This window comes from Agrobacterium sp. AGB01 (assembly GCF_014851585.1).
Lineage (GTDB): Bacteria > Pseudomonadota > Alphaproteobacteria > Rhizobiales > Rhizobiaceae > Agrobacterium.
Map to the genome: position 1 here is coordinate 73,256 of NZ_JACVAB010000002.1, position 12,744 is coordinate 85,999.

The following is a 12,744-nucleotide window of genomic DNA, read 5'->3' on the forward strand; positions in this document are numbered from 1 at the left end:
ATGAAATCGTTTTTGCAAAGGTGTTCAGAAATATTTTGCGCACCTTTTCTCTGCAGAGAACATAACATTTCGCAGAAAATTGCATTGTCCTTATTTTTGCAATAAAATAGGCAAAACAGTCTTATTAAATCATGATAAAGGTCTATATTGATGGTTCAAGGCGTAAAATCAGGCGATTTGGATCAGTTCGACATGAAGATCCTTGAAGCACTCAGCGATGATGGCCGCATGTCGGTATTGCAGTTGTCGAAACAGGTCGGCCTGTCGAAAACGCCGTGTCAGGCCCGACTTAAAAGACTGATCGAAGACGGATATATTCTGGGTTTTCGCGCCACGCTCAATCCGGCCAAGCTGGGACTTGAACATATTGCCTTTACCGAAGTGAAATTGTCCGACACTCGCGAAAAGGCGCTTGAGGATTTCAACTCGGCTGTGCGAAAAATCAAGGAAGTCGAAGAATGCCACATGATCGCGGGCTCGTTCGATTATCTTCTCAAAGTCAGAACAACGGATATTCGTAAATATCGCCGGGTGCTGGGTGAAAAAATCTCCAGCCTTCCATCCGTTTCCAATACATCGACCTACGTCGTGATGCAGTCCGTGAAGGACACGGGTATTTAAGGCGCAAGCGCCTGTGGTTTTCGCGCAAAAGGAAAAAGGCTTGAGAGCGTTGAACTCTCAAGCCTTGATATCAGCGAATGATAGCGCTGGTGGTGACCGCAGTCATCTGGGCATCCGGCCCAAACTCCCGCTCATCCTCAATGCCGAGCAGTTCCTGCAGGCGCAGACGCGCGCGGCTTACACGGCTTTTGATAGTGCCAACAGGGCAGCCGCAAATTTCGGCCGCTTCTTCATAGGCAAAGCCTGATGCACCAACCAGCAGAATGGCTTCACGCTGGTCATCTGGCAATTGGGCGAGTGCCTGCTTGAAATCCTGAAGGTCTACTGAACCGTTCTGTTCTGGTGGCACCGAAAGCTTCGACGTGAAAGCACCGTCGGTGTCCTGGACTTCGCGGCCTGATTTTCTGATCTGGCTGTAAAATTCATTGCGCAAAATGGTGACAAGCCAAGCCCGCATATTGGTGCCAGGTTGATAGCTGTCCTGTTTTGCCCACGCTTTCATGATGGTGTCCTGAACTAGATCATCTGCGCGATCGCGCGATCTAATCAGGGAAATGGCGAAGGCACGCAAGTTTGGCAGCGCAGCAAGCATTTCCCGCTTGAAGTCGCGCTCATTCTGATCCGAGGAACCGGTCATCGCGCCTCCGATGTACCGGCGTTACGCTCGGCTTCATCCAGCTTTTCCAGCAGATCGAGAAATTTGTCCGGAATACCTTCGTCTTGAACAGTGTCGTAGAGTTCTCTTAACTTGCGGGAAATAACAGTACGTCCGGAGGCTGGAACAACTGGTCCATCCGCCTTTCCTGCAATATCGTCATCTGTCTGAAAATCACTCATAACTTAAAGTAGTCCTTTCATCGCCGTACGGAAAATGCGGCAAGCAAAAAAGAGTTCCGGCAGTGTGGAACTTTTTTTTAAGTGTTGTGTTTACACACGGATTTGCACGGCAAATCGCATGTAAGGGGAGAATTATTAATGTCAGTTTCCACTCGTATAGCGCCTCATCTGCCTTATTTACGCAGGTTTGCGAGAGCCGTATGCGGTTCCCAGACCACAGGTGATGCCTATGTTGCTGCGAGCCTTGAGGCCTTGATCGCCGATGTCAGTATTTATCCCAAGACCAGCAGCGACAGAGTTTCAGTCTATCAATTGTTTGTCTCTATTTTTGGTTCCGTTAGCATCAATATAAACCCCGAAGAACCGCTGAGTGGTTGGGAAAAACAGGCCTCTGCCAACTTGGCAGCACTGCCGCCTCTTCCACGCCTGGCATTTCTCCTAACCACAGTGGAAGAGTTCAGCGCCAGTGAAGCGGCGGAGATAATTCAGGTTTCGGAAAAGAAGCTTGGCGAACTGATTGACACAGCCGCATCGGAAATCGCCCGCCAGGTGGCAACCGATATCATGATCATCGAAGATGAGCCTTTGATCGCCATGGATATCGAGCAAATGGTGACAGACCTCGGTCACAACGTTACCGGCATTGCTCGTACCCACAAAGAAGCCATCGAGCTGTTCAAGACCACCCGTCCAAAGATGGTTCTTGCAGATATCCAGCTGGCCGACGGAAGTTCCGGACTTGAAGCGATGAATGAAATCCTGCAGTCCACATCACTGCCAGTCATCTTCATCACGGCATTCCCGGAGAGATTGCTGACTGGCGAACGGCCAGAACCGACCTTCCTGGTTACCAAGCCATTCAATCCAGATATGGTGAAGGCATTGATCAGTCAGGCGCTCTTCTTTAATGAAAATTCACGTGCTGCTGCATAGGTGATTTGCCCGGTCATGACGGAGGAAGGGCAAGGCTCTTCCCCGGACATGGTATTCGTCACAACTTTCGCAAAGCGGTTGTCGTGACATTGTTTAAGGAGATCATGAGTGCACCGTCTGGCTTGGTACACGCCTGGGCAGGATGAGCAGGAATTACGTGAATCGCTGATACTCGCTCTGCTGGATTCCGGCGAGACTGTCATGCTTCAGGATTGTTCCTCAAACTACATCTTCATTGCCAACCTCCCGGATCTTTGGCAGGTTCCCGCCGGGTGCGAACCGACTGATGAAAATCTTTTTGGATCGGAGTTGGCCCTTCGGCTTTCAGATTTGAAGCAAGGGCTCAACGTGTCCGGTGCCAGCGGTATGCTGGAGGTGAATGCGGGCGAAGACCGGATTTTCCAGTTTGCTGCCTACACAACCGTTACGCGCGGTGAGCAGCTTGTGATCAAAACGACGATCCGCGAGGTCACTGCAGAACGCAGGCGTGAACAACTATTGCGCTCTTTATTGCGTGAAGTGAGCCACAGGTCGAAGAACCTGATGGCGATCATTCAAAGCCTTGCTTCGCAAACGGCACGTTTTACACTGTCGAAAGACGAGTTCCTGCGCAAGTTCAGGGGGCGTCTGCATGCGCTGTCGCAGGCGCAGGATCTGATTACCGACTCCGATTGGAGAGGCGCTTCGGTTTTTGACCTATTGCGTCAGCAGTCCAATCTCTATTTGCCGGAATATCCGCATCTGGTTCGCATGCATGGCGATAATGTGCTGCTGAACCCGAATGGTGCTGTCTATGTCGGGTTGGCGTTTCATGAGCTGGTGGTTAACACCATCTCTCATGGCGGCAATTTGGCAAGCCATCTTCCAGTTACCTTGCACTGTACCCGCTCGCAGACGGATGGTGAGGATCGGCTGGAAATTCTATGGGAAGAGCCACTGTCAAACCGGCCTATCGAACCAAAGTCTGAGGGGCATAAACACAATGCCCATTTTGGCAGTGTTGTGCTTGAAAAGGTCGTCCCGGCGGCTTTGGCTGGCGAGGCGGTATATGAAATTCATACCCACCACATCCGCTATCGCCTGACGTTCCCTATTTAACATTGGTATCTTCTGTCAGTTTTGCGACCCTCCCCAATTTTGTTGCGGGAGGGTTATTCATGTGGGCAAGTGATCGATACTTAGGAAATCAGCCATAAAAAAAGCCCGGTTCGGGGGCTGAACCGGGCTTTTTTATACAGGTCTTAGGGCGGGACCTGCATAAGCCAAGGGAATGACGGGGGACGGGGTAACATTCCTGGCTTGCAGAAAGAATGCGTGAGCATTCATTTCGTTCCCAAGAAATTTTGATTTTTATTCTGCCTCGGATGTTTTGCTTGATTTGATGAAATAGCGTGTTGGGGCAGTGAGCGTCCAGGCAAAGCCAGAGGTGGCGTAATCCATGGAGACAACGCCCGAAAACGCGCCTTCCGCATGACGTTTGACAATGGTTGAACCAAATCCTTTACGGCTTGGTTGTTCGGCCGCTGGCCCATTTTTCTCGCGCCAGTAAATCGTCATCATTTCCTGACCATCTTCTCTTTCAGAGTGCTGCCATTCAATTTCAACAATACCGTTTTTGACGGACAGCGCACCGTACTTGATGGAGTTGGTTGTCAATTCGTGCAAGATCAATCCGAGATTCTGTGCTGCCTCTGGCGAGAGCATGAAGTCTTCACCCTTATTGACGACTTGCTGGCTTACACTGCCGAACACATCAAGATGGGTTTCGATCAATTTCTTGATTGGCAATCCCTGCCACTGGGTTTCTGTCAGGGCACGAATAGACATGCCAAGGCCACGCAGTCTGTGATCGACCTCTTTCTGGAAATCAGCAATCGACGTGTTTTCACGCGCAAGCTGCCGCATCATCGCTTGCACAAGTGTGAGGATGTTTTTTGATCGATGAACAAGCTCGTGCAGAACCAGCAACATGTGGTCTTCAGCCTGACTTCGGTCGAAGGAGGCATTTGACAGAGCAATAGCCACCTGGTTCGCTTCGGTGATCTTGGTCTGTACCGGAGCAACAATTTCCCCCTGGCCGATGCGCTCCGCCATATCGGTTATTTCCAGTATCGAGCTTCGCAGTTGCCGACCGACGATATAGGCGCCGATGACTGCGGCTAGCACCATCAGCACGCTGCCTATCATCATGTTGCGCCACGTGCTGACCAATGCGACTTGGCTCGAGGCTGCCGGACCCCAGATAACGGTTTTCCATGACCAGCCGAGAAACTGAGAATACGCGAAGACGTTGCCGTGATCGTCGAGAAAGTTGCCACTGAAACCGCTCATGCGGCCGAGCAGATTTTCCTCAGTAAATGCTTCTCCAGGCACGACCTTGCCTGGTTCGCTCGAGATAATCACCCTGTCTTCATCGTCCAGCACGGCAACAGACCAGTCAGCAGGCAGGTTCTCTGTCGAGATAAGCGGGCGAAGATCAGCGGCATTTTGCGTCATGATCAGTGCATCGCCTGTGCTTGCAAGTCTCGACGGTAGCGGCAATGTAACGTTAAACACCCATTGCTTGCTGGTGTTGCCAAAAAAGATATTCGATACGGTTATGCGGTTTTGAGACAGCGATTTCGAGAGGTCTGCCTGCTCAGGAATTTTTCCCAGCGTTTCGCCTGATGGCAGGCGCGTGTTCAGCTTCTGCTGCCCGTCTTTGGTGGCGACAATAACGTAAAGACCTTCTTGCGCGAGGCTTGAATGAATACGGCGCTGAAAGGCGGGAAGATCGTTGCTTTCAAGTTCTGGAAACTGTGCCAGCAAGTTGAGGGATGTTGCCATTTCCTGCAGGCGGCGCTCAATGCTGCGGCTTATCGCTCTGGCATCGTCTACGGTTTCACGTTGCAGGTCGGAACGTTCGTCAGCCTCGAGTTTGAACATAAGGTAGCCGGTAAAAATAATCAGCGGCAAGGTGACGACAGTGGTCATCACCACAATATAAGCTCTTAGCGACGCGACTGGAAACAACCGTCCAAGGTATGCTTTGAGTTTCTCGATCATCCCGTTCCTTGTCGGTCATGCGACTGATTTCATTTTCAGGCGATGAGAACGATTGCCAAACTGGCGATACGTTATTTCATGCCGGATCATTTTAAAAGCATGATTACACCCCGAAATTTAGGGCGTTGGAATAAAAAAGCAAAGACATTTCCGTGTGTTGAGCAACTTTCTCGATAAAATAAGGAACCATCTCCGCCGTTGTGCCGTTTCCATACCGAACAGCAAACACAACCGAACGTACCGGTTATTGCAAGTTCTTGATGTTACGAAAGGAAGGTTCGATATGAAGAAGACACTCACCATGATCGCATCCGCTGCCCTGTTGGGTTCAACTGCGTTCGCACCACTTGCGATGGCGCAAACCACACCGGCCCCGGGTGCTCCAGCAAGCCCTTCGGTAGAAAGTCCTGCGGCTACACCCGCAACTCCCGTTGCTCCTGCGACACCTGATGCAACTGTTGCGCCAGACACGGCTGCTACCACTTCGGGTGAATATTTGACTGAGCAGTCTGAGCAGCAGGTCAGTGCCAATGACTATATCGGCAAGTCGATCTATACCTCTGGTGATGAAAGCATTGGTAACGTAACAGACCTGATTATTCAGGAAAACGGTGGCATTGACGCAGTTGTCGTTGGTGTCGGTGGTTTCCTTGGTATTGGTGCTAAAAACGTAGCGCTGCCAATCGACAAGGTGACTGTAACGCGTGACGCTGAAGCTGGTACCGTTCGTTTGACAACGATGGAAACAGCTGATGCCCTGAAGGCGGCACCACAGTTCATGACGCTGGAAGAAAAGCGTAATGCACAGAATGCCCAGGCGCCAGCAATGCCTGATACCTCGACAACCTCGTCGACCACCCCGTAATGGTTGGTTGAGTTCAAATAAAAAGGCGATGCTGTTGGCATCGCCTTTTTTGTTGTTTGTCTATCAGAGACATTTCAGCCGTTATGTGTGGAATGCCACTGCCAAGCCGAACTGATAATGTCTCTCAGCGTATATTGTGGATCCCAGCCCAGAACTTCGCGGGCCTTGTCATTGTTGGCCACCAGTGTGGTGGAGTCACCCTCGCGACGATCGGCATAGGTCACCGGAAATGGGCGTCCGGATATTTCGGAAATTGTATTCAGCAATTCCTTGACCGTGGTGCCGGTGCCGGTGCCAAGGTTCAACTCAACAGTTGAGCCTCCCGCCAGCAGATAATCGACAGCACGAACATGGGCGTCGGCCAGATCGAGCACATGGATGTAATCACGAACACAGGTGCCGTCGCGTGTGTCATAGTCTGTTCCGAAGACCTTGAAACCTTCACGGCGGCCAAGTGCAGCGTCGATCGCCAGCGGGATGGCGTGGGTTTCCGGCGTATGCCATTCGCCTATACGGCCTTCAAAATCCGCGCCTGCCGCATTGAAGTAACGCAGGATAACCGAACGCAGGTTTTTGTAGGTGCCAAAATCCTTCAACGCTTGTTCAATGATCAGCTTGGTGCGGCCATAGGGATTGATGGGTGCTTGCGGGTGCTGTTCATCCAGAGGTACGCGTTCCGGAAGACCATAGGTCGCGCAGGTGGACGAAAACACAAATGCATCGATCCCGGCATTTAGCGCGCAGGAGAGCAAGGTCAGTGCACCAATGACATTGTTGTCGTAAAAGGCGACCGGTTCCTTGACAGATTCACCAACTTCGATCAGTGCCGCAAAGTGCATCACCGCTTTCGGCTTGTGTTTTGCAATGACCTCGTCAAGGCGTGCACGGTCTCTGATGTCGCCCTGCTCGAATGGGCCCCAGCGCACAAATTCTTCATGTCCATTGGAAAGGTTATCGTAAACAACGGGCTCGTAGCCTCTTTCTGCAAGCAGGAGGCATGTGTGCGAGCCAATATATCCGGCCCCACCGACGACGAGAATTTTTTCTGGCATCTACTGTCTCTCAATTACTGCACCACGCGTTTCATTACATGGTTTGCGGATTGAGGCCAGAGACGCAGGTAGTTGTTACGGCAATATTACAGGAGAATGGTATCCGGCCGTCCGAGAACAGCCGGATAGATTTGTTACTTGCGCACGATCGGCCGGGCAGCCAGAAATGCGAGCACACCGGCCGCCGCCAGAGTGACATAAGGCCGCGACTGCATGGCGTTGCCAACCAATGACTGCACAACAAGCGGCGCCATCGCAGCTTGTGCCACTCCAGGCGGAGGGCCGTAGACACGTGGCCGGTTCATTACAGCCAAGAATATCAGTGCTATAACACCAAGCAGAAAGGCGATGCCTGCAATCAACAAAGCCGCAGGGCCAGCGCCAATTTCCTGGGCCAGATAGATGGCGCCAGCAATGATGCCGAAGATCAGAGCGACCAGAAAACTGAACAGACAAAATCCCCACAACATGGCTTTGGAACGCATGCGGCGGGTTATAACTCTGCCCTCACGCTGGCTGTCGCTGAGGTAAACTAGAAGGGTTTGGAGCATGGCGATTATTTAGCGCCGGTTGATAACGGCAAGCAAAAAGCCGACCGCAACAGCAATGCCAATAGACTGCAGGGGCTTCTTTTGCACCTGTTCTGTCAAGCTCTGGTTGAGGGCGGAAAACTCGTCCCGAACATTTTGCGCTGCTTGGGTGGAGACGCTGATTGCCTCATCCGTTACACGACTTGCCTGCGCTTTGATCTCATCTGTCGCATCAACGCCTAGCGCTTTCACACTTTTGGCGAGGCCAGCAAGGTCTTCTCGCAAGCGTGCGAGCTGCTCGGCAATTTCCGCAACATTCTCATTTTCGAGCGCCTGATCAATCTTTTCATTCACGTTGCGTGGTCCAGCCATGTGTTGTCCCTTTCAGTTGTTGCCCTGTAAAAAATACGTCTATTGCGTGTCTCACATATAGCCGAAGAAGTAGAGAAGGATAATGACTGGGATCGGAATACCGACCAGCCAGAGAAGAATGCCTCTCATATTTATCTCCATTAGGGCGCTCGCAGGTATGCTTCACGCCAACTTTACCAACTGCGGGCTTAAACAGCTCGAGACTGCATATTGTTCCATGACAAAAGGAATTTGCTGGCGATGGCAGTCTGTTGATGGCTTTTTTGGGCAAACAGGTTTTGCACAGACACAACATTTCTGCGTGGTTATTTGTTTTCCTGTCACAAGCATCATATAAGGCCCATCAAAATCCTATAGACGAAGATGTGACGCCGCAATGATTCAGACACCTTATTACATGATCGACAAGTCCAGACTGCTCCAGAACATGGAGAAGATTGCCTATGTGCGGGAGAAGTCCGGCGCCAAGGCTTTGCTGGCGTTGAAGTGCTTTGCCACATGGTCGGTGTTCGATTTCATGAGCCAGTATATGGATGGCACGACATCCTCATCGCTGTACGAGGTTCGTCTCGGCCATGAGAAGTTCGGCGGAGAAACTCATGCCTACAGCGTGGCCTATGCCGATTACGAGATCGATGAAGTCATCTCGCATGCCGACAAAATTATTTTTAACTCGATCAGCCAGCTTGAGCGTTTTGCTGACAAGGCCGCCGGTATCACGCGCGGACTTCGTCTCAATCCTCAAGTTAGCTCGTCCAGTTTTGATCTGGCGGACCCGGCCCGCCCGTTCAGCCGTCTCGGTGAATGGGACGTCACCGAGGTCGAGAAGGTCATGGATCGGATTTCCGGCTTCATGATCCACAACAACTGCGAAAACAATGATTTTGCGCTGTTTGACCGCATGTTGACGCAGATCGAGGACAAGTTTGGAACGCTACTGTCTCGCGCCGAATGGGTAAGCCTTGGTGGTGGCATTCACTTCACCGGTGAAGGTTATCCGATCGATGCGTTCTGTGACCGTCTCAAGGCGTTTTCGCAAAAGTACGACGTGCAGGTCTATCTGGAGCCAGGCGAGGCTTCGATCACCAAGAGCACGACCTTGGAAGTGACGGTTCTCGATACGCTTTATAACGGCAAGAACCTGGCAATTGTCGACAGCTCGATCGAAGCCCATATGCTTGATCTGCTGATCTACCGCGAAAATGCCAAGGTAACACCAAATGAAGGCGATCACAGCTTTATGGTCTGCGGTAAGTCCTGCCTCGCCGGCGATATATTCGGGGAGTTCCGTTTTGGCTCCGAGCTCAAGATCGGCGACCGGATTTCGTTCCAGGACGCTGCTGGCTATACTATGGTCAAAAAGAACTGGTTCAATGGCGTGAAAATGCCGGCCATCGTCATCAAGGAACTGGATGGCTCGCTCCGTTCGGTCCGTGAATTTGATTTTGCCGATTACGAGCAAAGTCTGTCGTAACATGAGCTGTCATAAGGGCAGCTCCTGTAAAACCTAATCCAACAGTATCTTATCCCCGTGGGGAAAAGGAGGCATCACCTGAAATGAAGAAGAACGTTCTCATCATCGGCGCCGGTGGCGTGGCACAGGTCGTGGCGCATAAGTGCGCCCAGAACAGCGATGTATTGGGAGACATTCATATTGCGTCACGCACCGTTGAAAAGTGCCGCAAGATTGTCGAATCCGTACGCGAGAAGAAGAGCCTCAAAACCGAGGTGAAGCTTGAGGCCCATGCGCTTGACGCTATGGATGTTGAGGCAACAAAAGCCTTGATAGAGAAAACCGGTGTTGAGATTGTTATCAACGTCGGTTCGGCTTTCGTGAACATGTCCGTTCTTCGCGCCTGTATGGATGCAGGTGTTGCCTATATGGATACTGCTATCCACGAAGATCCAGGCAAAATCTGCGAAGCACCACCGTGGTACGGAAACTACGAGTGGAAGCGCGCCGCAGAGTGCAAGGAAAAGGGTATTACTGCCATTCTCGGCGTCGGTTTTGACCCGGGTGTCGTGAACGCCTATGCACGTCTTGCCAAGGATGAATATTTCGACAAGGTCACCTCGGTTGATATCGTTGATATCAACGCTGGCAGCCATGGTCGCTGGTTCTCCACCAACTTTGACCCGGAAATCAACTTCCGCGAGTTCACGGGCGTTGTTTACTCCTGGCAGAACCAGCAGTGGCAGACCAACAAGATGTTCGAGGTTGGCCAAGAATTTGACCTGCCGGTTGTTGGCAAGCAAAAAGCCTACATGACCGGCCATGACGAAGTGCATTCGCTGTCCAAGAACATGGACGGTGCCGATGTCCGTTTCTGGATGGGCTTTGGTGATCACTACATCAACGTCTTTACCGTGCTGAACAACCTTGGTCTTCTGTCCGAAAAGCCGGTTAAGACCGCTGAAGGTCTTGAAGTTGTGCCGCTGAAGGTGGTCAAGGCCGTATTGCCTGATCCGTCATCGCTTGCACCTGATTATGTCGGCAAGACCTGCATTGGCGATATCGTCAAGGGTACCAAAGACGGCAAGGAACGCGAAGTCTTCATTTACAACGTGGCTGACCACAAGGAAGCCTATGAAGAAGTCGGCAGTCAGGGCATTTCCTACACTGCTGGCGTACCACCAGTTGCTGCAGCGATGTTGATTGCGACCGGTGAATGGGATGTGAAGCAGATGGCGAACGTGGAAGAACTGCCGCCGCAGCCATTCCTCGACATCCTGAACCGCATCGGCCTGCCGACGCGCATCAAGGATGAGAACGGCGATCGCGCGCTGGACTTCTCTTGAAGATAGACAAAAAGAAAGCCCCGCAATTGCGGGGCTTTTTTATGGCCTATTCAGCCGGAACCTTGATCTTTTTCGGTTTGGCGGGCGCAGCAGCCTTTGCTGTGGTTTTTCTTTTGACGGCCGGATGGGTGGCGGTGGACTCGTTCAAGAGTTTAAACTCCCGGGTCGCCTGACCCCAATGTTCGGCATCCCTGCCATTTGGATGTCCTTCTGCTTCCCACAAGGTGTAGGCACGCTTGCTGATCCATTCGTATTCCGAAGACTGCATTTCAAATCTCCTGTTGCTGATCGTTGCTTGTGCAACGCGATACGCATGGCCGGCAGGACGCTGGACAGGGATTGCGCCGGCAATCGGAGAGGTCATTACAAGGCATGATTCGGCATGCGTCAAGCGTTCTTGCTGCGCTGCAAGAACGCTATGGTTGCCATTTGTCAAATGCGTGCGATTTTTGGGACGAAAGTTGTATCGATCCCGGACCGGCATTGGTGTTTATCAATGCATTGCCACCTGCAACATGTACTTTCACAATGAAAATCGAACAGCGATTCCAGGCATTCAATTTTAGGTGATCAGATGAACGACATGACCGGTCCCGACAATGAGCTCATGCTCGAGCGTAAAGGTTATCTTGGGATCATCCGGCTTAACCGGCCGCGTGCACTTAACAGTCTGAACGTGAACATGGTGCATCATATGAGGGAGGCATTGGCCACCTTCGCCGATGACCCCGAGATTGCCAGTGTCATTGTTGCCGGTGAGGGCGGGCGGGCTTTTTGCGCCGGCGGAGACATCCGCATTATCCATGATCTTGGCAAGGCAAACGATCCTGATGTCAGCCGTTTTTGGCGGGAGGAATTTCCGCTCAATTACACTATCGCACATTATCCCAAACCCTATATCGCCCTACTGGATGGCATCGTCATGGGAGGTGGCGTGGGGCTTTCCGCCCACGGCGCGTTCCGTGTGGTGACGGAGACGACACGTCTTGCGATGCCCGAAACCGGGATCGGTTATTTTCCGGATGTCGGGGTCAGCTGGCTTTTGCCAAAGGCGCCCGGGGAAATTGGCACATGGATGGGTTTGACCGGCAATGAGGTCAATGCCGCGGATGCGATATTTGCAGGACTTGCGGATGTGCACGTTCCAGCAGAGCGACTGGAGGAGTTGACCACTGCAATTTCTGCACTTGACCCATCGCATGTGCATAAGGGCATTGAGATGCTGTTGGCGCAATTTTCAACGCCGCCAGCACCGGGGATGTTTGAAACCGGTCGCGAGCTTGTCGATGCCGTGTTTAGCCATGATACGGTTGAAGAGATCATTGCCACGTTGAAGGCCAAGGCTGATGCTTTTTCACAAACTACACTACAGACCCTGCAGAAGAGATCACCAACCAGCCTGAAAATCACCTTGCGTATGTTGCGGCTGGCCCGTGAAAGTTCCGGTCTGATCGAATGTCTGGAGCGTGAATTCGCGGCTGGATTAGAGGTTTTGAAGGGCCATGATTTTTACGAGGGTGTGAGGGCGGCGATCATCGACAAGGACCGCAATCCCCAGTGGCAACCGGCTATGCTGAGCGATGTCGCAGATGAAGATGTCGCACGGTATTTCGGCCAAAATCCCCACCCGGTTTTTGCCAGCCACAGGCTGTAAACTGGCAAAAGCTTTAGGCAATACTTCCTCCTATTT

14 protein-coding genes are annotated in these 12,744 nt (G+C 51.8%); 7 read left to right on the forward strand and 7 right to left on the reverse strand.

Annotation, left to right across the window (positions count from 1 at the left end; all coding sequences use genetic code 11):
- Positions 1–150: 150 nt before the first annotated feature.
- Positions 151–621 (forward strand): Lrp/AsnC family transcriptional regulator, encoded by a 471-nt coding sequence (locus IB237_RS07140; protein ID WP_192487966.1) that lies wholly within the window; start codon positions 151–153, stop codon positions 619–621.
- Positions 622–691: 70 nt separating this feature from the next.
- Here IB237_RS07140 and IB237_RS07145 read toward each other — a convergent pair whose 3' ends face one another.
- Together IB237_RS07145 and IB237_RS07150 are read right to left on the reverse strand one after the other, a co-directional pair.
- On the reverse strand, positions 692–1,258 hold the full coding sequence (locus tag IB237_RS07145; RefSeq protein WP_192487967.1) for an RNA polymerase sigma factor: 567 nt from the start codon (positions 1,256–1,258) through the stop codon (positions 692–694).
- Positions 1,255–1,458 carry a NepR family anti-sigma factor gene (locus IB237_RS07150; protein ID WP_192487968.1) on the reverse strand — a complete coding sequence of 68 codons (204 nt, stop codon included), beginning with the start codon at positions 1,456–1,458 and terminating at the stop codon, positions 1,255–1,257. The genes IB237_RS07145 and IB237_RS07150 overlap by 4 nt, the downstream gene beginning before the upstream one ends.
- 138 nt (positions 1,459–1,596) lie before the next feature.
- Here IB237_RS07150 and IB237_RS07155 point away from each other — a divergent pair, with 138 nt between their 5' ends.
- Together IB237_RS07155 and IB237_RS07160 are read left to right on the forward strand one after the other, a co-directional pair.
- Positions 1,597–2,391 (forward strand): response regulator, encoded by a 795-nt coding sequence (locus IB237_RS07155; protein WP_192487969.1) that lies wholly within the window; start codon positions 1,597–1,599, stop codon positions 2,389–2,391.
- A 108-nt stretch (positions 2,392–2,499) separates the two neighbouring features.
- On the forward strand, positions 2,500–3,489 hold the full coding sequence (locus IB237_RS07160; RefSeq protein WP_192487970.1) for a sensor histidine kinase: 990 nt from the start codon (positions 2,500–2,502) through the stop codon (positions 3,487–3,489).
- A gap of 252 nt (positions 3,490–3,741) precedes the next feature.
- On the opposite strand, the gene IB237_RS07165 is transcribed toward IB237_RS07160, so the two are convergent.
- Positions 3,742–5,436 (reverse strand): sensor histidine kinase, encoded by a 1,695-nt coding sequence (locus IB237_RS07165; RefSeq protein WP_192487971.1) that lies wholly within the window; start codon positions 5,434–5,436, stop codon positions 3,742–3,744.
- A 283-nt stretch (positions 5,437–5,719) separates the two neighbouring features.
- Here IB237_RS07165 and IB237_RS07170 point away from each other — a divergent pair, with 283 nt between their 5' ends.
- Positions 5,720–6,301, forward strand: a complete 582-nt coding sequence (locus tag IB237_RS07170) for a PRC-barrel domain-containing protein (protein ID WP_192487972.1) — start codon at positions 5,720–5,722, stop codon at positions 6,299–6,301.
- A gap of 74 nt (positions 6,302–6,375) precedes the next feature.
- Here IB237_RS07170 and galE read toward each other — a convergent pair whose 3' ends face one another.
- From galE to IB237_RS07185, 3 genes are all read right to left on the reverse strand, one after another.
- Positions 6,376–7,353, reverse strand: coding sequence for a UDP-glucose 4-epimerase GalE (gene galE, locus IB237_RS07175; protein WP_192487973.1), 978 nt, complete (start codon positions 7,351–7,353; stop codon positions 6,376–6,378).
- 134 nt (positions 7,354–7,487) lie between these two features.
- Entirely contained in the window at positions 7,488–7,904 is a 417-nt protein-coding gene (locus tag IB237_RS07180) for a hypothetical protein (protein WP_192487974.1), read from the reverse strand.
- Between the two features lie 9 nt (positions 7,905–7,913).
- Positions 7,914–8,255: a YqjD family protein gene (locus tag IB237_RS07185; RefSeq protein WP_192487975.1), complete on the reverse strand. Its 342-nt coding sequence runs from the start codon at positions 8,253–8,255 to the stop codon at positions 7,914–7,916.
- Between the two features lie 376 nt (positions 8,256–8,631).
- On the opposite strand from IB237_RS07185, the gene nspC reads away from it, so the two are divergent.
- Together nspC and IB237_RS07195 are read left to right on the forward strand one after the other, a co-directional pair.
- On the forward strand, positions 8,632–9,729 hold the full coding sequence (gene nspC, locus IB237_RS07190) for a carboxynorspermidine decarboxylase (RefSeq protein WP_192487976.1): 1,098 nt from the start codon (positions 8,632–8,634) through the stop codon (positions 9,727–9,729).
- Between the two features lie 83 nt (positions 9,730–9,812).
- Entirely contained in the window at positions 9,813–11,054 is a 1,242-nt protein-coding gene (locus IB237_RS07195; protein ID WP_192487977.1) for a saccharopine dehydrogenase family protein, read from the forward strand.
- Positions 11,055–11,100: 46 nt separating this feature from the next.
- Here IB237_RS07195 and IB237_RS07200 read toward each other — a convergent pair whose 3' ends face one another.
- A complete protein-coding gene (locus tag IB237_RS07200) occupies positions 11,101–11,322 on the reverse strand; it encodes a DUF2934 domain-containing protein (RefSeq protein WP_192487978.1) in 222 nt (73 codons plus the stop codon).
- Positions 11,323–11,628: 306 nt separating this feature from the next.
- Between IB237_RS07200 and IB237_RS07205 the strand changes: the two genes are divergently transcribed.
- A complete protein-coding gene (locus tag IB237_RS07205; RefSeq protein ID WP_371815261.1) occupies positions 11,629–12,708 on the forward strand; it encodes an enoyl-CoA hydratase/isomerase family protein in 1,080 nt (359 codons plus the stop codon).
- The last annotated feature ends 36 nt before the right edge of the window (positions 12,709–12,744 follow it).